At 47.9% G+C, this 21,735-nt stretch carries 17 protein-coding genes; 14 read left to right on the forward strand and 3 right to left on the reverse strand.

Annotated elements, in window-relative coordinates; translation table 11 throughout:
* Window positions 1-326: 326 nt before the first annotated feature.
* Window positions 327-1,250 (reverse strand): S66 peptidase family protein, encoded by a 924-nt coding sequence (locus ACETK5_RS10455; RefSeq protein WP_100537453.1) that lies wholly within the window; start codon window positions 1,248-1,250, stop codon window positions 327-329.
* A gap of 107 nt (window positions 1,251-1,357) precedes the next feature.
* Window positions 1,358-2,260: a LysR family transcriptional regulator gene (locus ACETK5_RS10460; RefSeq protein ID WP_326113434.1), complete on the reverse strand. Its 903-nt coding sequence runs from the start codon at window positions 2,258-2,260 to the stop codon at window positions 1,358-1,360.
* A 195-nt stretch (window positions 2,261-2,455) separates the two neighbouring features.
* Between ACETK5_RS10460 and ACETK5_RS10465 the strand changes: the two genes are divergently transcribed.
* The 9 genes from ACETK5_RS10465 (at window position 2,456) to ACETK5_RS10505 (ending at window position 8,822) form a co-directional block, all read left to right on the forward strand.
* Window positions 2,456-2,923, forward strand: coding sequence for a DinB family protein (locus ACETK5_RS10465; protein WP_326113435.1), 468 nt, complete (start codon window positions 2,456-2,458; stop codon window positions 2,921-2,923).
* Between the two features lie 104 nt (window positions 2,924-3,027).
* Window positions 3,028-3,432: a nuclear transport factor 2 family protein gene (locus ACETK5_RS10470; RefSeq protein ID WP_394055465.1), complete on the forward strand. Its 405-nt coding sequence runs from the start codon at window positions 3,028-3,030 to the stop codon at window positions 3,430-3,432.
* Window positions 3,433-3,790: 358 nt separating this feature from the next.
* On the forward strand, window positions 3,791-4,351 hold the full coding sequence (locus ACETK5_RS10475) for a pyridoxamine 5'-phosphate oxidase family protein (RefSeq protein ID WP_326113437.1): 561 nt from the start codon (window positions 3,791-3,793) through the stop codon (window positions 4,349-4,351).
* Window positions 4,352-4,412: 61 nt separating this feature from the next.
* Complete coding sequence (locus tag ACETK5_RS10480; protein WP_326113438.1) at window positions 4,413-5,345, forward strand: hypothetical protein; 933 nt, start codon at window positions 4,413-4,415, stop codon at window positions 5,343-5,345.
* A 497-nt stretch (window positions 5,346-5,842) separates the two neighbouring features.
* The gene (locus tag ACETK5_RS10485) at window positions 5,843-6,502 is read left to right on the forward strand and encodes an endonuclease/exonuclease/phosphatase family protein (protein ID WP_394057383.1); all 660 of its coding nucleotides are present in this window, start codon (window positions 5,843-5,845) and stop codon (window positions 6,500-6,502) included.
* 136 nt (window positions 6,503-6,638) lie between these two features.
* Complete coding sequence (locus tag ACETK5_RS10490; protein ID WP_394055467.1) at window positions 6,639-7,232, forward strand: YdeI/OmpD-associated family protein; 594 nt, start codon at window positions 6,639-6,641, stop codon at window positions 7,230-7,232.
* A 380-nt stretch (window positions 7,233-7,612) separates the two neighbouring features.
* Window positions 7,613-8,113: a MerR family transcriptional regulator gene (locus ACETK5_RS10495; protein ID WP_100537445.1), complete on the forward strand. Its 501-nt coding sequence runs from the start codon at window positions 7,613-7,615 to the stop codon at window positions 8,111-8,113.
* 2 nt (window positions 8,114-8,115) lie between these two features.
* A complete protein-coding gene (locus tag ACETK5_RS10500) occupies window positions 8,116-8,550 on the forward strand; it encodes an SRPBCC family protein (RefSeq protein WP_394055469.1) in 435 nt (144 codons plus the stop codon).
* Window positions 8,551-8,561: 11 nt separating this feature from the next.
* Window positions 8,562-8,822 carry an SRPBCC domain-containing protein gene (locus ACETK5_RS10505; RefSeq protein WP_207797466.1) on the forward strand — a complete coding sequence of 87 codons (261 nt, stop codon included), beginning with the start codon at window positions 8,562-8,564 and terminating at the stop codon, window positions 8,820-8,822.
* 211 nt (window positions 8,823-9,033) lie between these two features.
* Here ACETK5_RS10505 and ACETK5_RS10510 read toward each other — a convergent pair whose 3' ends face one another.
* Complete coding sequence (locus ACETK5_RS10510) at window positions 9,034-9,207, reverse strand: hypothetical protein (protein ID WP_165789646.1); 174 nt, start codon at window positions 9,205-9,207, stop codon at window positions 9,034-9,036.
* 379 nt (window positions 9,208-9,586) lie between these two features.
* Here ACETK5_RS10510 and ACETK5_RS10515 point away from each other — a divergent pair, with 379 nt between their 5' ends.
* The 5 genes from ACETK5_RS10515 (at window position 9,587) to ACETK5_RS10535 (ending at window position 21,714) form a co-directional block, all read left to right on the forward strand.
* Complete coding sequence (locus tag ACETK5_RS10515; protein ID WP_394055472.1) at window positions 9,587-10,540, forward strand: phosphotransferase family protein; 954 nt, start codon at window positions 9,587-9,589, stop codon at window positions 10,538-10,540.
* Between the two features lie 120 nt (window positions 10,541-10,660).
* Window positions 10,661-16,573, forward strand: a complete 5,913-nt coding sequence (locus tag ACETK5_RS10520) for an S-layer homology domain-containing protein (RefSeq protein ID WP_394055474.1) — start codon at window positions 10,661-10,663, stop codon at window positions 16,571-16,573.
* A 740-nt stretch (window positions 16,574-17,313) separates the two neighbouring features.
* The gene (locus ACETK5_RS10525; protein ID WP_394055476.1) at window positions 17,314-19,584 is read left to right on the forward strand and encodes an AraC family transcriptional regulator; all 2,271 of its coding nucleotides are present in this window, start codon (window positions 17,314-17,316) and stop codon (window positions 19,582-19,584) included.
* A 124-nt stretch (window positions 19,585-19,708) separates the two neighbouring features.
* A complete protein-coding gene (locus tag ACETK5_RS10530; RefSeq protein WP_326113445.1) occupies window positions 19,709-20,800 on the forward strand; it encodes an ABC transporter permease in 1,092 nt (363 codons plus the stop codon).
* 14 nt (window positions 20,801-20,814) lie between these two features.
* A complete protein-coding gene (locus ACETK5_RS10535) occupies window positions 20,815-21,714 on the forward strand; it encodes a carbohydrate ABC transporter permease (RefSeq protein WP_394055478.1) in 900 nt (299 codons plus the stop codon).
* The last annotated feature ends 21 nt before the right edge of the window (window positions 21,715-21,735 follow it).

Here is a 21,735-nt window from a genome sequence, read left to right on the forward strand (position 1 = left end):
ATCGGGAATGGCGCTCTTTCGCGATTAGCTGCTGCTCATGATTCAGCAAATCTTCGAGAATTTATCCATGTGTTCCTCAACTATCATTTTTATCCAAACACAACTCGACGAGAAGTAAGCAGGGATCATGTCAGCTCCTATGCAAACAATTACGCCGAATCGCTCGTAGTAAACATGTAAACAGCCTTGGCCGTTCGTCGGCCAAGGCTGTTTTTTACTGCATGTTAGTCTGTGCAGTACGCTTTACAAGCACAAGGGACTTTCATTGCCGGCACGGCTCAGTGCGGCTTGTCGTTAGACGACATAGCTCATTGTCTTCGCCGACGTTAAACGCTGACGGTAGGTTCAACTGTAGTAATTCTATTATTGACTGAATCGAGATTCACGGTTGCGCCAATCGGCAAAGCGGCTTTATAAATACCATGTCCTGTAGCCAGGTTCGTTATAAGCGGCTTACCGAGAGGGACCACAAATTCGTTGATTACATCTTCATAGGATTTGCCATAAGCCGCCTGGCAGCCCGAGCATTCCCCCATAATAATGCCGATGCAGTCACGAAATTTTCCGGCAAGCTTCAGATCATTCAAGTACCTGTAAACGGTATTGGTAGGTTCATGTGTTTCTTCGAGAACGAGAATTTTACCACGTGTATCGATTTCAAAAGGCGTGCCTAGCGTATCGACAAACGATGTCAGATTACCGCCCACAAGCTGCCCCGTAACGTTGCCCGGAACACGGCTTATCAGCGGCATCCCCGGCGGATTCAAGATTGACCGGGTTGATGAATATACGGATGTTGCGGAAAAAAACTGATCGAAATTATAAGCGGGCGTTTCTGGCTTAAAGTCAATAAGCAGCAGACTATGGAATGTTATTAAATCCACATATTGATGCAGTACATTTAGTAGTACCGTGATATCGCTGTAACCCGTAACGATTTTTGGATTATTTCGTATCTCATTATAATCAAGGTACGGAAGAATTCCGGCCACTCCTGTACCGCCTCGTGTGGGCAGTATCATTTTAACCTGCTCATCTCGAAACATCATCATTAAATCGGCTGCCCGCTGCTCGTCTGTGCCGGCAAGAAACCCGTTTTGCGCATATACATATTGACCCAATACAACATTAAGCTCCATTGCTCTCAAATATTCGATTCGTGCATTAATGATGTCAGCAGCGAGCGGGCTACCCAAGGTGACGATTCCAACGGTATCGCCCCTCTGCAAGATTGGCGGACGTATCGGCATATCCTTTTCTTCCTTCCCTGATTATAGAAGAAGCCATCATGATCATGTCTATAAAATATATTGACAAAGTCCGCAGTACAGTACTAAAAAGTAGCTTGTTTCCTTATTTATGAAGATTTTGATTGCTGGATAGCTGTTTCGATGTAGGCTCTCAAAGTCTTGATGAAGGTGCGCATGGCGTATCCGACATACCTGTCGCTGCGGTAGATCAGGCAAATGTCTTGAGAAGGCGTAGGGTTCCTCAGGTGCACCACCTTGATGTCTGGATTGTGCAGATTCTCCAGCAGAAGTCGCGGCAGAACACAACCGCCAACTCCGCTCTGTACCATTTGAAGGAGGGAAGATAATGTTGTCGTCACCATATGCGGCTGTAGAGAAAACCCGTTGTCCATGCAAAAGCGATCGATCAGCTTGCGGCATTGGTGGTCTGCTGGAAACATGACCATCTTTAAGGCTTGCAGTCTGTTCAAGGGGATGAATTTCTCCGTGGAAAGAGGATCATTCATACTCACCGCTAATGAGAACTCCTCATGAAACAGGGGAATTGACGTGACACGTTCATCGATAACAGGTCCAATGGTTACGCCGACATCGATGCTTCGATCCAGAACTTGTTCTGTTACTTTCGTGGTCTCCAAAAGGGACAGCGAGATAGTGGGATAGGTCTGATGGAAGTTTAGCAGCATGGCGTTGAACATGAGATCCGCGTCACCGGGCAAGACCCCGATCGAAAGGGATCCGCCTTGCATTTGCTTCAGATCTGCGATGGCGTCGCCCGCTTGCTGCAGATGCGTGAATACGGCAGCACCATGGTCACGAAGAATCGCTCCAGCGTCTGTAAGGACAATTGTTTTTCCCACACGATCGAACAACAGAACCCCTAATTCTTCTTCTAATCGCCTTATCTGCTGGCTGATGTTGGGTGCGCTGACTCCCATTTTTTCGGCTGCTCTCGTGAAATGAAGCTCTTCACAAATAGCCATGAAATATTGCAGTTGTTTTAACTCCATCGCTCACACCTGCTTTCTATTGCCTGTTTGGCTGAATGTTACAGATTATTGTTACTTCATCTTCCTTATCCTGTCAATGCATCATCATTAACTTATACTTAACGTTCCGGTAACGCCCACTGCATTGATGGAAAGTTCCATGAGACCTATATTAAGAATAGTTCAAGTGTTTCTCATGAAAAGGAGGAAATCAACATGTCTGAAATGATGATCAACACGGCAAAAACCGCACGTCAAGTGCTACTGCAGCAGGTGCAGGCGATCCCTGAGGAACTGTTCGACATTCAACCGGCTGGTTTCAACAATACAATCCGTTGGAATGTTGGTCATATGATTTATTGGATGGATAAGTACTCTCCCTTGATCTTCGGCTCACCATCGGCCATACCGGACTTGTATGAAACGCTGTTTAACTCCGGAACAAAGCCTTTGGACTGGACGTTTGCTCCTCCATCGAAGGAAGAGTTGGTCGAGATGTTAACCACTCAGCTTTCCCGCTTATCGGAGTTGAAACCTGAAATGCTGGGCGAGAAGCTTTCAACTCCGTTTGCCTTGGGACCGTTCCAATTTAACATCTCTGGTGAGTTGTTAAACTTCATTCTGTTTCACGAAGCTTTTCACCTTGGAACGATAGCGAGCCAGTTAAAGGTTTTGTCGCGCTAACCTATGAATAGCTAGAGTCCTTTATCTTGCCGGCCTCACCAATCCAAACGACTTGATGGAAACAGCGACAGCGACCAGTCAACCATAATGAGGAGGAATCTTTCATGGAAAAATCCTTTAGCTCGGTCTCATCCCGAACTAGCGAAGCGTTTGATGCTTTTAGGCAAGCTTTAGAAACAGGGCAAACAGAAGATTTTCTTAAGAAAGTTGCGGAAGATTTCCATTTCTTCGTTCCGCTTCCCCTAGAGGGGTGGAATCACGAGCAGAAAGGCAAAGAGCGGTTCGAGGAATTGATCCGGTTCGAGCGCTCCGTATTTAAGATGCAGCTGACTCCACTCATCGTGCTTGAGAACGAGGACCACGGGGTTGTGGTATTTCGCTCGGAAGGTTTGCTGAATGGGCGGCCTTTTCGCAATGAGCTTGCAATCGTCTTCGAGTTTGAGGCAGAGCGGATCCGATCCTTCCGTGAATATGTAGGTATGCCGTTAAAAAATTACGAGACCCCATAATCGATACTACCGTGAAAAAGTTACGATCCATTTTATTAGATCTATAAATTGATTCGTTTCTATATTAGAATATAAAAAACCATCAGTGATCATCATGATGGTTTTTTTATTAATGAATGGCGTTTACTAGAAGATCCGGAGCTGCTGAATAGGCCACTAGTCGCCTCATTCATAACCGGAGTGTATCTATGCAGGTTAAGAATATATTATATTTATGTGACGGCTTCGAATACAATGAACGTATGGAGCACGAGATCACGAATGAAGCAAGCGATCCGTCCTGAACGCTTTAGAGCGCAACCCGGGCGGTGTTCACGCGTGAATCGAACGCAATACAAGTTCATCGGAGGGGATTCGAATGGGAAAACAATTTCCGGCCATGCTCCCCGAGCATACGGACTTTATCCGAAAGCAGCACCTGTTCTTTGTCGGAACAGCGCCGATGTCGCGGGATGGACATGTCAATCTGTCGCCGAAGGGATATGACACGTTCCGGATTTTGTCCGAACGTAAGGTCGCGTATTTGGATTTGACCGGGAGCGGCAATGAGACCAGCGCCCATCTCGAAGAGAACGGCCGAATCACGATGATGTTCTGTGCATTCCAGGGTCCGCCGAACATCCTGCGTCTGTACGGAACCGGGACGGTTATTCTGCCGGGGGACAGCGAGTGGGAGCGGGTATACGGAATGTTCGAACCGCTGCCTGGAGTCCGGCAGATCATTACGGTCGATATACATAAAGTCCAGACGTCCTGCGGTTATTCGGTGCCGTTCATGACGTACGAAAAGGAGAGGGATACGCTCCAGCGGTGGGCGGAGCATAAAGGGGAAGAAGGCTTGAACGGTTACTGGCAGGAAAAGAACTTGAGCAGCCTCGACCGATTGCCGACGTCTCTAGGGAAACGTATAAGGACATAGCGGTAGTATCTCGCGTTGGGCGATGGAATAAGGTGAGTTTTGAGGAGGTTGAAGATGGAATATGGAACATCCCCAAATCGTACATACAATCCTTGCGAAATTAGGAAATGAACGTTTGATTACGGAACTGACGACAACATTGTCGCAATCGGAAATGACGACACTTCTTCTCGCGCTTTCAAAAGAAATTACGGCTCAAAGTTCTCCCGTCGATTTGCTCAACAAATATACGACGAATCGTTTTGTAAAGCCTTCCGAACTCAGTCCCATAAAGCTGAGGAAAATAGAGCTTGATATGCTCGAATTGGCTGAACATCGTGGATTTACCACACTGGAACTTTCTCCAGCTAGCCCGCTGGGAAGCTGTTCGGTGATTGCGAAGGTAGATCAAAACAAGGTGATTTCAGCGACAAGAGGCGTCGAATTGATGTCGGACAGCACCAATATGCTTGCGATCTATCTGGCGAATGGCATAAAGAACAAAACAATAAACAACAGCGTCAGCGATGTGCATGTTTGCGCGGCCAGCAGAGTCACTCGAGGGCAGTGGTTTAAAAATGCCAATGTCCTTCCTCATTTCGGTTTATTTACCTTGGTTAGTTCAGGAAAAGATACCGGTTCTTATCGCTTCGAAAAAGATTCGCTGACCCGGCATATCGATTTCTATCTCAATTATTACGGCGAGAAACTAGGTAAGGAGATTAAGGTATTTCTTCATATGCGGAAGGGCTATACCGATTCAGAAGGTTTGTTGGATAGATTGGTCGATCATTTGAATGTAAAGTTTCCCTCCTGCTTATTGATTGAAGACAGGGTAGATAGCACCAACCAGTATTATAAAGGCCTGAACTTCGAAGTGTATGTGGATGGAGTGAATATTGTGGATGGCGGTTTCGTGGATTGGACCCAGCAGTTACTCGGGAACAAGAAGGAACGATTGTTAATTAGTGGAACGGGTATGGATTTGCAGCTGATCACAGGACTGATCCAATGAACGGGTCAGTTACGATCAAAAACGTTTCCGATGCTATTGAAAATTGACCTAGCGTTAACAGAACCGAAGCTGTGATTGGCGACAAAAACACATCGAAGTGACGATAGAAAGTCGTAGGACAAGAGCATAACACATACAAAGTCGCTGAAATCGCGGCTTTTTTGTTTTAACCGATGTGAGCTCTTGTCCCGAGCTGAGGACAAGTACTTGCATTGTTAGTCGAAATGGGCAAGAACTTATATTCACCTCCGATTAGATGACGCTCTAATCAGTTCATTCAAATTCTGTAACAAGATATTTATAGCAATTGCCATTAATTGAGACTCATGAATGTTGTCCTATTGTGAAAAAATAACAAAGGGTTGCGGGGATAAGCTTGGTTTTAGATTTCATCGTTTCCTTTGGAATATTAGCTTTTATCTCTATCGTAAACTACACGAATGTTACATAATACGGAAAAGGTGAATTCTATGGATGACAACATCAATCTGAAAGTGATGTCCTACAGTATACGGCATGGAAAAGGATTAGATGGGAAAGCCAGTTTGAGCCGCATAGCGGAAGTAATCACAAAAGCCCAACCGGATATTGTTGCATTGCAAGGGGTGGACCGTTTTATGCCCCGAAGCGGCTTTCGAGATCAGCTGAAAAGGCTGGCTAAACTGCTCGGGATGCACGCTTGTTTCTCTCCTAGCGTTAATCTCATTATCCTTCAATATGGAAACGCCATTTTAAGCCACTATCCGATAATTTCAAAAGAAATTCAGTATATTGGCGGGTCTAAAGAGAGAAGGAGCATCTTAATGGTAAAACTGCAAATTAATGAAGACGTGGTCACAATAGCAAATACCCATTTGGGGGTACATATGAAGGAACGGATCAAACAGAACCCCATTCTTTGGAGTGCTCTAGAGAAACTGGAACAACCGGCGATCCTGGCTGGGGACTTTAATATGGATATGGACGATCCATTCATGAAACGGTTGAGCTCCCGATGGACAAAAGTCACTCTTCAGAACAACCTGCCTACCATGGAGAACGGTATGGAGATCGATCACATCTTTGTAAACATGCCGACAGAACGGGCCACAGCCAGGGTTCTTCCTTACGACGCTTCGGATCACTATCCGGTCATTGCAGATATTCGCTGGCAGTAACATATGGACTTTATGGAGAGTAAAATGGGGGGGAATGGTGGCTCTAGAATATGTTGCGCTTGAATCAACTTCTAGAGGATAATGAAGAATGATTTTAACATTATCTATGGATTTTCAATTCAGGAGGGGGATCTTGATGATCAAAGGTGAGAGGAATTCAAAGATTGATCCTTATTTTAACAAGCTTAAGAAGTGGAAGGAAGAATTCAAGCTGCTGAGAGAAATCGCTCTTGACTGCGGGCTGACCGAGGATTTTAAATGGATGCATCCTTGTTACACGTTTGACAATAAAAACATCGTTTTGATTCATGGATTTAAGGATTACTGTGCGCTTCTGTTTCACAAAGGCGCATTGTTAAAAGATCCCCACGGGATCCTAATCCAACAAACCGCGAATGTTCAGGCAGCGCGTCAGATCCGGTTCACCAATGTTCAAGAGATCGATGAAATGCAACTTATCTTGAAAACATATATTGATGAAGCCATTGAAGTTGAGAAGGCCGGTTTGCAAGTGACCTATAAAAAGAATACGGAATACGTCATACCGGAAGAATTAGAAAATAAATTCGTGGAAATCCAAGGCTTAAAGACGGCTTTTGAAGCATTGACGCCGGGACGACAAAGAGCATACCTTCTCCATTTTTCTACACCCAAGCAATCCAAAACCCGAGAATCTAGGGTTGAAAAATATATCCCGCATATCCTAGCTGGAAAGGGATTAAATGATTAATAAATGTTATCTCTGTGCAACGATTAGATTATACATAGACAATACTGGCGACAGTCCATATTTTTATATCATGATGGAGACGCTGCAAGAGAGTAATTCATCCATCAGAAATTAAAACATACTCATATAAAGAGTCTGTAATTGGAGTAGAGGATTGTCGGAGGATTAGAACATATACGCATAGGAAGTCGCGGAACTCGCGGCTTTTTTGCTATTAAGATGTAACGACATGTATATATTCAGAAAGACAATATGTGTTCAAGTGGCGATTCATGTAGTTGTTTTTTTACCAAAATAAAAAATTTCGATTGCAACTAACGCTACGTCATCTTTTATACTTAATCTACCGGTACATAGTTAGCGCTAACAAAGGAGCACTTATGAAACGAAATTGGAAGGTGGGGGATCTTGCCAAACAAACGGGACTCACCGTGCGGACTTTGCGATTTTACGATCAAATCGGTTTGTTCTCGCCATCGGGCAAGACGGAGTCCGGACATAGGCTGTACGATGAATCTGACCTGTCACGCCTGCAGCAGATTATATCGCTTAAGGAATTAGGCTTATCTTTGGAGGAGGTCAAGTCCGTCCTGAACGACGAGCAGATGAGTCCAGTAGAGATCGTCAACCTGCAAATTGCCCGAATCAAAGAACAAATCAAGCTGCAGCAAATGCTCCTTGAACAGCTTCATCATGTATCCAAGTCGATGCAGGGGAAGGCTCCCTTAGCAGTGGAAGACTTCACCGATCTCATGCAAGCGATTAAAAAGAGCCATGAGAAGTTAGTGATCGAGCGGAGAACGAGCTGGGAGCACCATCTGGATTTATTGGGTGATTTCATTGCCGAGGAAGAGATAGAATCGAAATTTAGGGAGGAATAACCGTGAACGAACGATTTGTCAAACATGCTACCTTCGTTGTGGAGCGGACTTATACAGCTTCGCCTGCAAAGGTCTATCAAGCTTGGGCCGATCCGGCTGCCAAAGCAAAGTGGTTCTCAAAACCCGATATTTTCGAATTCCATGTCGGAGGACGCGAATACAGCAGAGGAGGCCCGCCAGAGGGTCCCATCTTTACCTTTGACGCATGCTACCAAGAAATTGCGCCGGAAGAGCGCATCGTCTATAGCTACTCCCTGGATTCGGACGACATTCGTATGTCCGTTTCACTCACAACAGTCGAATTCATCCCGACCGAGGGCGGCACAAAGCTGGTCTTCACCGAGCAAGGGGCATTTTTCGACGGGTATGATACGCCGGAAGTGCGTGAGCATGGCACGAATGAAATGCTTGATACACTTGGCAAAACACTCGAATAGGAGGTATACCCATGAAATCTACTATGGGTGAGAACGAAATTATAACTTCGCGAGAATTCGATTTTCCGCGTGTGCGGGTCTTTGAAGCCTGGACCAATCCGGATAGCCACGAATTTCAGTTGACGGCTACTTTCGAGGAACTGGGCGACCGTACAAGGGTCATTTTTCGCCAGCTATTCATGAAAGCGGCGGAGTTCGAAGAAGCTAAGCAATACTGCGTCGTGGCCAATGAACAAAACTTAGATCGGCTGAACGCTGTGCTGGAAGAATGAATGGTGTAGATTTTGAGAATATGCAGAAGGTATTCTTTTCCCCAACAACCGAAAGTAGTTATTACCAGATACGTCGATGAACATGTTAACCCCCACTGATCAACGAAGAATCAGTGGGGGTCTTGTATCTTGAGAAGAGGAAATCGACACCTTCTCGCATATTTACATTTGAAGACAGAGCCAGCTTGAAGGATTATCCATTAGGTTCCTATTACTCTTTTCGACTTACAAACTCATTCGGAACATCTTCGCCATCCGGGTTATTATTTTTAATTTGGCTAAGACGTCCATTGCGATACTCCCCACCATGTACTTTGTTCTGCCGCTGATCATTATTATCCGTATGATCATGCTGATTATGATTATAGTTGTTGTTATTTGCCATTTCACATTCCACCTTTTTTCTAATCTGTACAATATAGAATGTGTATTGAGATCGGATTTATGCAGAAAAGGGATGGGAGAGTTGCTGACAAGGCAGCTGCGTATTGATACGGAACCATGCAGTGAAACGGGAAGAGGACAAATCAGTCGCATCATTAGAGGCGCCCAAACAAGAGAAGCAAATAAGGAACGCAAACAGATTCGACTTCTTTCACAGAATACGGATAATGGAACAGGTTGGTCATTAGGAACGGCTGCTTTTTGTTAAAACTTACGGCCAGTATAGTTTAGTTAATAACGAATCTTTACCAGTCATGATCTCCAACATTTTGGTATTCTATGTCATAGAACATTTTATCGCGGAGCTTTATTGAAGGGGGATGAAAGATACGATGGAGCACACTGTAGTTATGCAAGCAGAACGAATTACAGGCGATTTTCTGCTAGAACAACCGAAAATGTCATACCAGATCATAGGTAAAGGTATCGTAAATCAGGTTTGCGTAGTTGAAACAGAGAGTCATAAAGTCGTCGTCCGCATGAACGATAAAGATACATTTTCAAGCTTTGTCAAAGAAAAATGGTGTATCGAGCAAGCAGCCGCAGTTGGCATTCCTGGGCCTGAGGTGTTGTCCATTGGTATCGTTGATGAAACAGCATATATGATTCAAACTTTTATACATGGCGACAACGGGTTAGACAGTACGGTTCCCAAGTCCGAAGTTTGGAGGCAGCTTGGCGAATATGCCAAGCTTATTCATTCGATTCAAGTGAAAGGATTTGGAGGGAATCTGATTGATCCAGTCCATGGTGAGTTTCAGTCACCTTCTCATGCAGGATCAGACGGCAGTTGGCACGGGTACGTGCAGTATAATATCAATAGTTTGACGGAGCATGATCGCTTGATTCGGCTTGGCGTAATTACGCAGGTGGAATCGCAGAGAGTGAGAAAGCTGTTCGAGAATTTGAAGAAAGAAACGTTCCGCTTCGGTTTAAATCATGGAGATATCTCTTTAAAGAATACGATGGTCAATCAGGCAAACCAAGTTATATTGCTGGATTGGGGCAATGCAGAAGTAAGCGCGGTACCGCATGCAGCTGTTACTCAATTGATGCAGTACCAAATATTGGGACTTGAAGAAGGCCCGAATATTGAGGAATTCAAAGCGTTTTTAGACGGGTACGGGATACGTGAACAAGACCTTGATGACATGAGGCATTTGCTGCTATTAAGGGCTTTCGATAACCTCAGGTGGGCTATCGATCAAAGTCCTGATCTGATCGAGCCCTATGCTGCGTTTGCGAAACAAGTCGTTGACATGATTTTGGATTAGCAGAAATTGATCCGTGTTTCTGTGTCTCAATTCAGTTTACGAAACATGCGATTTCATTTGATATTCGCTTGACCTTTATGCTTTAGGCTTTTAGAGGAAAAAAGCATAAAGGAGGAGCACATGAAGCGAAAATGGATCGCCGGATTATTATCCGGCATACTGATCGGCAGCAGTTTTTTTGAGCTTACGCTTGCAAGCACCCCGGCCTATGCCGCCCCATCGGGAGCGATGCCGGTGTTGATCTCGGAGATTTATCCCGATGACCGGTCGAATCAGCAAACGATCGAGGGGGCAGGCGGAGCCGATCTGTTCGAATATGTTGAGCTCTACAATCATTCGGGGGCGCCGATCTCGTTTAACGACGAGTTCAACATTCGTTACGACTACAATACGGGTATGAAGACGTTAACGGTGACCGACACGGTTTACGGCAATCCGGATGGGGCGGTCATCCCGGCGGACAGCCCGGCCGTGCTCTGGGTAGAACGCACAAGCTCGTCCATAACCGGGGCAGCCGCAGCCTTGAAGGAATCCGATTTCCGCCTGTACCACTCGGTTCCCGACCATGTGCCGGTATTCAAGCTTCGGGGGCAGGACGGCCTCAACAACACAGACCGCGGCTTATACATAACCCGAAAAGGCGATGACGCCGATGTAATCAGCGGCTTCTATTATACCGCCGAAGATGTCGGTGACGGCAAGAGCGTGCATCTCCAGCCTCCTAATGGCGGCTTGGACATGATCCCTTATGCCAGGGAAGCCTTGCCTTCCGCCGGAATCATCGACCCGGGGCAGCTATTGCCGCCTGACAATCACGTCCCGGAAATCAGACACACGCCCGTCGCCTCGGCCGAACGGACGCAGCCGCTGACCGTAAGCTCAAGCGTCTATGACGCCGACGGAGATGCGCTAGAAGTTAAGCTGTATTATAAAACGGCCGTCAATAGCCCCTACAGCATGATCGACATGATCGATCGCGGGGGGAACCAATTCGATGCCGTCATTCCGGCCGATCAGCTGACAGGCAATAAGCTGCACTATTATATAGAGGCAGCAGATGGGCTTCAGCGGTCGAGATCCAGCGAGTATGAAACGGCGTTAACCGGAGGAACCGCCGGCGGGGACGTTCCGCGTATCCTAATCACTGAGATTCTTCCGAACCCGGCCGGGGATTACCGCTGGGGTAGCGGCAACCAGTATGAATACGTCGAAATCTACAATAATTCGGATCAGATATTGGATCTCAAGGATTACACGCTCTCGTACCTATATCCGGGTACAACAGCGCCTAAGCATTGGACGATACCGGACCATACCTCGATCGAACCATACAGCGCTGCCGTGATCTGGTTCGCGAAGGAAGCGGTTGCGAACGGAAAGGGATATACCACGACGGGCGACTTTAATCTGCATTTTAACAGCACGCTGAAGGATAATGACATCATTTTCTACGATAATTCGAAAACATCGGATTTCAATCTACCGAATTCGCTGCATCGCGGGATTGCCTTGTCCGCGCCGGGACAGGCCAATTCGTACATCGTGCAGGCCTGGTACGATCCGAGCACGCCGGACAGCCCGGACAGACTGGTCAACGACGTCCGCAATGCGGTCGTACGATATGCTTACCCCGATGCAGGAACAACCATGAGAAGATTGGATAACCGGATGTACGCCAATCCCGGGAGCATTGATCCTGGTCAGGTGCCGCCTGTGGCAGGCGTCGACATGATCGCTCCAGTGCTGCAGCATGAGCAGACCGCCTATAATATGGGCAAGAGCCAGGCTTATCCGGTTTCCGTGATCAGCGATGAGCCTCTTGCTTCCGTAGAAGTACTGATTGGAGCGGCTACCGAGGAGCCGACGGTGTTTACGGACAAGCATGCGCTTACGCTTGCATCCCAGGATAACGGCCGTTACGTCTACCAAGGCTCGATCACGCTAAATGAGATCGGCGTTTATCGTTATATCATCGATGCGGCCGACGACAGTGGCAACCGCACGCGGGTACCCTATAATTCCAGGGGGGGCCTCCTAACGGTTAACAAAGAAAGCACGGGAACGGAACTGCCGGATCCGGGCCTATCCTTGGCAAACGGCAGCATGCTCAGCGGGAAGGCATTCTTCTACGCATACGGCTCCCGGGCCGAGGATGATATCGAAATCCGCTTTGACGGAAATCCGCTGCCGCTTCGCAAGGCGCTGCCAGGTAAGGTGCAGCTGGGCATGCAGACCCGTGGCATCGATCAGATTTACCAAGCGTCGGCAAGCGCGCTGGACGCAAGCGGGGAGACGGTATTTTTCGGACGCATCCTGCCCAAATACATGGACGGCGCCTGGTCGATGTTCGACATGACTCCAGAGCTTTTCGTGACCGGTACGACCGTTTCCGTGCATACCGGGAATGAGAATGCGCCGTATCAAGTCAAAGATCACGACAAAGTATTCGGCAAGAACAACCATGACGATTTCGAAGTGATGAATCTTCATCTCGTGCTGCCGGACGGCTCTGTAGTCAAACCGGACAAGGTGCTGAACTACCTGGGCAACCTCGGGCAATCGACAGTGGATTACCGGGAGGATACGTATTACGGATTCGGGGACGCAGATTACGGCAGCAATCCGAACAAGCCCATGATCAGCGATTTTCATTTTCCGATCCCGCAGGACAAGTTCACGGCGAGATATTCCGAGCTCGACACCGATTCGGTAGAGGACGGGATATATTCCCTTAGCATGTTGATGAACGGCCAAGACTTCCAATCTATCGACGTGACGGTAGATAATACGGCTCCCGAGATTGAGGGAATAACGTATGGGGAAGGGCAGCTGTTGGCGGATGCCATGCAGCTCAAAGGCCCTTTCACGCTGGATGTGGTCGCTTTGGACAATTTGACCGGCGTAACCGACATTACGGCGGAGCTTGATGGCGAGCCGATCAAGTTTCCTTACGAAACGTCTTCTACGCAGCTTGCGCCTGGCGAGCATATTCTGAAAGTGACCGTTCATGACGGCGCCGGCAACTCGGCGGATATCTCTCGTACTTTCATGATTGAAGACGAGAAGCCTCTTCTTCCGGGCGAAGTTTCCCCAGCCGATTTCGCGGAGAATGTAAATTTGAATCCGAGCCTGAGAGCGCGACTCAGCGATCCGAGCGGAGATTCGATGGACGTTCGTTTCTTGGAAGGGGATAAATACGATTTTGCCCGCGAAGACGGGATCGAAGGCCGCATCAACGTTGCAGACCGGGAGCCGCCGCTTGTGCTGGAGCCGGACGGCGAGAAGGGGATCGGCAAGGAGGATGCAGACAAAATTTCATACCCGGACGGTGAGTACCTTATCACGGATACGGATTCCGGATTCCCTTATCATCGATTCGAAGTCCAGCTGGACGAAGCGTGGTCGCAGCGAGATGCGGTAGAGCTGCACTGGCAAGGGCGCACACTTCCGGGGCGCATCGTGACGCTGTATGCTTGGGATTATGAGACCGGCAAGTGGACGGGGCTGGAGTCGGCCACCGGCAACGAAACGGAATCCGATATCACGCTGTCTGCCGAAGTGGAGCCAAACCGTTTCGTACGAAACGGTAAAATTCAGGCCATGGTCCAAGATGAAGTGAAGAGCGCGAACGCGCCGTTCAACATTTTATGGTTTACGGACACGCAGTATTATGCGGAGTCGTACCCGGACATTTTCGATAAGCTGGGCGATTGGATCACGGAAGAATACAAGAAGGGTTTGTTCAGTTATGTGATTCATACCGGCGACATTGTGAACGTGGCCGACGACGAGAAGCAGTGGGCGGTAGCCGATCGCAACCTAAAGAAGCTGGACGAAGCAGGAGTACCGTATGGCGTGCTTGCGGGCAATCACGACGTCATCATTGACGGTGTGGATTACTCCTACTACGGAAAGTATGTCGGGGCTGACCGGTACAAAAACAATCCGTGGTATGGCGGCGAAATGGATAACAACCGCAACCATTACGACCTTTATTCGTTTGGAGGCCATGACTTTATTTTCCTGTATATCGGCTTTGGACTGGAGGATACGCCGGAAACGATTGCTTGGGCCAACGAGGCGCTGAAGAAGCATGCGGACCGCATCGCGATCGTGGGCATGCACGCTTATCTGGAGAGCAACGGCACTCTGTCCAATATGGCGCAGAGCGTTTTTGACCAGGTCATTGCACCGAACAAAAACGTGCAGCTCGTGCTGAGCGGACATTATCATGCTGCCAACCGGGTCGTGAAGACGGTGACACATCCGGATGGATCGTCAAGACAGGTCATCGAAATGCTGGCGGACTATCAGGGAGGACCGAACGGAGGAAACGGTTATCTGCGCCTGCTGAAGTTCGATCCAACCTCCGGAACGCTGGATGTGGATACGTATTCGCCTTACTTAGACGACTATAATTTCTTTGACGACGCCATCGAGGATTTTACTGAGCCGTTTGCGTTCAGGGACATTCAAAAACGGGTGGCAACCGATTATTTTGCGGTCAACGTGTACAAAGACACGCTGATCGGCGAGCAAAAAGCCGTGAAGTCCGGAGAAATCGCCTCTGCCGCATGGAATGGACGAAAAGCCGGTGAGACGTATTACTGGTATATGGATATTACCGATGAATTCGGCGCCAAGCGGCTTAGCCAAATCTATCGCTTTACGACCTCAAAGAAAACCTCTCCTCCGGGCGGCGGGAATGACGGAGGAGGAAACGATGGCGGAGGCAATAACGGCAACAATGGAAATAACGGTAATAACGGAAACAACGGAAATAACGGTGGCAGCAGCAATCAACCGGGCCAAGGCAAGCCTGGGGGCACGCCGCCGACTACGGGTCCTTCCAAACCGGGAACGATTACGGTCGGAGTCACCATAAGTGGTCAGAGGGCTCAGGCATCAGTCAGCGATTCGGATCTGAGCACTGTCTTCGAAAGCGTCGCTGCTGACCGGAGAGGGATCAAGACCGTAACCATTCAAATGGACGATAATGCCCGTTCGTTCAACGGCGAATTTGTCATCCAGATCCCGTCGGCTTACTTGAACAGAAATCACGCACAGGAGCGGATCGAGATCGTGACCCCGCAGGCAACCGTGAAGCTGCCTTCCGATATGCTGAACCAACTGCCGGAAGCAGGGCAGTTCACGGGCCTCGTGATTCGGCCGGGCAACCGCAGTGGACTTTCCGCGGACCGACTTTCCGGGATCGGGAACCGACCGGTCGTGGAGCTGTTTCTGCAGATCGACGGCAAGATGGTGGAATGGACGGGAAGCGGAACGAATGTAAGGGTATCGCTCCATTACGATGCGGAGGCGGCCGAACGCTCGGACCAGCTGGTTGCGTGGGAAGTCGATGCAACAGGATCGGTACCCGCCATGATGAACGGATATTACGATACCGGGCTTCGCGCCGTGACCTTCGATACGAACAAGCTCGGGACCTATGCAATCGCCTACGCGCAGGTGTCCTATCGGGATGTGGAGCCGAGCAGCTGGTATGCAGACGCCGTACATTTCCTCTCAGCCCGAGATATTGTAAAGGGTGCAGGGGGAGGGCGATTCCTCCCGCAGGAGGAGATCAGCCGGGCCGACTTCCTGGTCATGGCCATGAACGCCTTCGGCATGAAGCCAGAGAACGCGGATGACGACGGTAATTTTGCCGATGCGGGCAGCCGGTACTACACGCCGTATTTGTCTGAGGCGAAGAAGCTTGGGCTGGTCCATGGGACGGGAGATAACCGGTTTAGGCCGGAGGACTCCATCACGCGTCAGGATATGGTCGTCATGCTCCATGCGATGATGGAATCGGCAGGGAACGAGCTGCCTGGTAGAGGGAATGGCATCGATCGCTATTCCGATACGAAGGACGTATCCGGTTATGCGCGGGAAGCGATGGACTTCATGCTGGATACCGGATTGGTTAAAGGCACCGGTGGAGGCAAGCTGTCTCCGAAGGCTGTTACCAATCGGGCCATGGCAGCAGAACTCATGTACAACTACCTGGTGAAAAGCCGGAAGGCATCGTAAAAATGAGAATCAAGCAAGCAGATATCATCTAAACGTACTTACATCATTAGAGCGGGAGAAGCCTCCCGCTCTTTTAATTGCGCGGATGTGTGGTGCAGATATGTAGTCGATTAGATTATCTAATGCAACAGATTTATGGCATGTCATTTTTGATCAAGATGGTAAAATATGATTCATTTTTAGGATCGAATCAGATATGGATCAAAAATATCATTTTTGGTGATTTACGAGTGGGAGAATTTGGGCTTAACATAACATGAGATCCATTCTTTAAAATGAACCATGTCTGACTATGTCTTACAATGGACAAATATAAAGCATTTCAATTAAAAGTGCCAGGTAACCACTGCAGCCCCTACGAATCAAATTCATCAGAGCCCTTCATGAAAATATTTTTCAGGTTTATAACGCATATAAGCTGACGCCACCTGATGGCTCAGCTTATTTCGTAATAAGCAATGTGCGCCGATTTTCGAATAACGGATGAACAAGAAAAAGGATGTTTTCAAACTCCCGGTCATCTGTTATAACGGCAGGAGAATTGATTATCGTTCCGAAAGGAAATAACTTAGGTTTTTTTTGATGATCAAACGAAGGGAGGCTAACGACCGTAGAACCATTCAATATTTACCCTGTTTCAATATTTCTTATAATGCTTTTATAAAAGACTCATACATATGAAAGCGCTTTATTGATCTGCGTTGATTCTAGTACAACCAATTAAAGGATGGAGGGGTCCAATGAAGCGAATTCCGATGATGATGCAATTGGCATTGATCCTATTTTGCATCATGGCCATTCCGATGGCAATTTTAACCTGGTACAGCAGCTCTCAGATTCTACGGAATTCGGAGCATGCCTTCGCGGAAACTTCGCTTGCAGAACTAAATGCCAATCGCGAGCTAAACGAGAACGCTCTTAACAATTTGTCACAGAATACGGTACGCCTTGGCGGCACTGATATCTTTGATCGAATCCGCCCGTTTAAGTCCCTTGCCGGGCTCAAGAAGGATTATATGAATGTGAGCAAGGCGATGGCGGTGCTCAAGGAATTGTTAAATCTGAATCAGAGCGTCGATGGGGTCTATTCGTCTTTCTTTTACCTCGATGATGCGAATTACGTGATTTCAACGGATAAAGGCATTACGAGTTTGGACAAATATGAATCCATCGACTGGCTGAACGAGGCGCTTCTTGAGCAAAAAGGGATCCGCGGCGTGTGGTATCCGCGCAGGCTTGATTCGGGAGTGAACGTAATATCGTTTGCGCTGCCTCTAAACCGTCTTTCAACCGCTACTCGCGGAACGATTGTGGTCAATTTGAAGGAGCGTCAAATCGAGCAGTATTTGCGATCGACGAAATCGGGGAAGCAAGGCTATTTGCTCATGAAGCCAAGCGGTGCCATAATCTCCCATCATGACAAGAATTTGTTGCTCAAGAACGCCTATGAGGAGCCGTTTATTACCGAAATCGCCAGGCAAGAATTGTCTGAAGGCTACATGTTTCGGGAGCTCAGCGGTGAACGATTGCTGTACGCGTGGTCCCGTTCGAACGAATTCGGTTGGACGAACGTGAGTATATACTCGGTCGACGAACTGATGAACAAACCCCACTCTTTGCAGAGAGGTATCATCTTGCTTACGATTGTTATTATTTTTGCGGGATCCATACTGACCGTATTTATTGCAACATGGTTGTCCAAGCCGGCCAGAGAATTGGTCCGAACGATTCGCGGACGCGTCAATCCAGGGGTACAGGATAAAAATGAGCTTGTATTCCTCGAGGCGGCCTTCAGACGAATGCAAGAAGAGGAGGAAGGACTTTATAAGCTGCTCAGCATCCGCGAGCAGGATGCCCAGAGTCACGCCATTCATAGTTTGCTGCGGGGGGAAGTGACGCCTCAGGCCGAAGAAATCTTCCCGGCTTCGCACTTTCTTGTTGCCGTCGTTTCTATTGATGGCTATCGAAAGTATATCAGTCGGAACAATCCGGAAACTCGCAGCTACCATCGCTACCTGCTTCTCTCGACGTGTGATCATTTGTTTCCGGAAGAGGTTTATGCGCGCTGCGTCTATCACGGTGACGGTCACTTTGTAATTCTGATCAACTACAGACAGGGGGAAGATGACAACCATAGAATCGGCATTCATAACGCTCTGGATAGGATGAGGAACACTGCGGACGAATTGCTGGAGTACTCCGTAACGATCGGCGTAAGCAGTCCGGCAGATTCGATTCGTCTGGTCTCCGATCGACTGGGGGAGGCCTTGGAAGCAATCAAGCAGCGAATGATCGCCGGCAGCGGCGGCATCACATACTGGAGGGAGGAGGAAGCACGGGACAAGAAATATATCTATCCTGCTAACAGTGAAAGACGAATTCTCAACTTCCTTGGACATGGCGATCTGGACAATATTATCGAAGAATTGAGAATCATTCGTGACGAAATCCGTTCTGCCGAATACGTGTCCTACGATAATATCTTGTTCATCTATCATCAATTGGTTGGCGTGACCATTAAACACCTTAGAGAGAATAATGTCAGCACAGCGCGGATATTCACGAGGCGGGGGAACATTTACGCTGCCTTGGCTTCTTTTGATACGCTTGATGAGCTTGAAGAATATGTTATTGGATTTTACAGCGAGATTGTTCACTACCTTACGCGCTCGCCGGGCGCATCCAACAGATACGCCGAGCGAATTATTCATTATTTGAATGAGCACTACCGTGAAGAAATCGTATTTGAAGAGATGGCTAAAGAAATCGGAATCAGTTACTCCTACATGCGAAAAATTGTCTATGAACAAACGGGGAAAAGTATATCGGACTATCTCAACTTGCTGCGAATCGAGAAGGCAAAAGAGCTGCTTCTGAACAGTAACCTGTCAATCGCGCAGATTGCATCCGAGGTAGGCTGCATGAATGTACGAAGCTTCAATCGTCTGTTCCGAAAATTTGAAGGGATGCCGCCGAGCAGCTATAAGATGCAGAGGTCCAGAACATCGTGAAGGCTCAACCAATCCAATTTCACAGGTATAGCGAAGCGATATATATCGCAACATTTGATTCGATTAGTCAATACTGATTCTTGCACTCACTTGAATATCGAATCGGCTAAATATGGAATCAATCATGACGGAAATGTATCAATATTCGGCGTTTACCTGCGGACGATCGGGGCGATATGATAAGTCCAACCTCGAGGTCACCGAACTAGGGAACCGAGTCGGGGAGATCGTGAATGGAGGAGGTGAGATTTTGAAAGGTCTAGTCACTGCATCCAAAAATGAAACCGCTTCAATCTCCTTAACAGATAAGAAACTGGGGGTTCTCTATTATCTTCGTCGGGATTGGCAGCTCTACTTCCTGCTTCTCATTCCTCTATCGTTTGTGTTGGTGTTTAAGTACGCGCCGATGAGCGGTCTCGTGCTTGCATTTAAGGATTTTAAGATTGCCAAGGGATTCTGGGGCAGCGAATGGGTCGGATTTGAAGTGTTTCAAGACATATTCGCAAAATCCGAATTCAGTCGCGCAATTCGCAACACGCTTCTGCTGAATGTATCGGACCTCTTATTTAGCTTTACAATGCCGATTGTGCTCTCATTATTACTTAATGAGGTAAAGAATGTTCTATTCAAGCGCGTAAATCAGACCCTGCTCTATTTGCCGCACTTTCTGTCCTGGGTCATTATCGGCGCAATCGCCTATCAACTATTGGGTGAAGGAACCGGTATGATCAATAATCTGATCGCGCATCTGGGTGGGACGCGCATCCCGTTCCTTCAAGAAGACGTCAATTGGCTGATCAGTTATGTCTTCATTGGCGTATGGCAGAGCATGGGGTGGGGGACGATCATCTATCTGGCCGCAATAAGCGGCATTAACCCAGAGTTGTATGAAGCGGCGGTCGTGGATGGTGCAGGCCGGTGGCGGAAAATGTGGAACATTACCCTGCCCTCGATCCGAGTAACGATCGTGACATTGCTGATTTTGAACTTGGGCCACGTGATGGCAGGTTCCTTTGAGCGTGTCTTTGCCTTAGCGAATAAAGCCACTACGGAGTTCACTACAACCATTCCCGTTTTGGTATATCGCTGGGGCATTGAAGGCGGGAACTTCAGCCGAGCAACCGCTCTCGGGTTGTTCCAGGCTGTCGTGGGGCTCGTCCTTATATTAATTGCTGATCGGGTTGCCAAGAAACTGGGCGAAGACGGTGTTATTTAGAAAGGAGGGAAGCGATGAAAACAACCGTTAGCAGCTATGCCGTTCGCCGTACCAGGAAACTGGACATATGGGATATCCTGATCCGTCTCTTTCTTGTTGCTGCCTCACTTGCTTGTTTGCTTCCATTCGTTCATGTCGTTGCAAAATCTTTAAGCGAAGACGCGTACGTCATTGCTAACAAGGTGTTTCTCTGGCCAGCGGGTTTCACTCTGGAGGCCTACGGCAAAGTTTTCGCTGATCAGAGTATCCTGAGGTCTCTTTATGTAAGCGTTGTTATTACGGTGCTGTTCACCATGATCGGTATGATCGTCACCACTTGTGCAGCATACCCGCTATCGCGAAAGCAGCTTAAGGGCCGTTCTTTTTTTACCTTCATTTTTATGTTTACGATGTTTTTTGGCGGCGGCATGATTCCCGAATATATGCTGATCAACAGCCTGGGGATGCTCGATACGATATGGTCCCTCATCTTGCCGCTGTCCTTTAGCGCGTTCAACCTGCTGATATTGAGAACTTCGATCTCCAGCAATATTCCGGTCAGCCTGGAAGAGTCAGCTCGGATGGATGGGGCGGGGCATTTCCGGATCCTGTTCAGCATCGTACTGCCGCTCTCAAAGCCGATTCTGGCGACACTGTCCCTTTTTTACGCGGTCGGACGCTGGAACGCTTATCAGGATGCCCTATTCTACATTAAGCATAATGTCGATCTGAGGCCCTTGCAGTTGAAACTGTATTACTTGGTTGTTCAGGCAAGCGAGAGCTTTCAACTTGAGATGACGCAAGTCTCGCTGAGCAATCCGGAAGTGCTCAAAGCAGCATGTGTTGTATTTGCGACATTGCCGATCATTTGCGTCTATCCGTTCATTCAGAAGTATTTTGTCCAGGGAGTCATGCTTGGGGCTATCAAGGAATAGTGCTCGAGATGCTTTTGCAGC

It is taken from the genome of Paenibacillus ilasis (genome assembly GCF_043195395.1).
In the GTDB taxonomy this organism is placed as follows: Bacteria; Bacillota; Bacilli; order Paenibacillales; family Paenibacillaceae; genus Paenibacillus_AQ; species Paenibacillus_AQ lautus.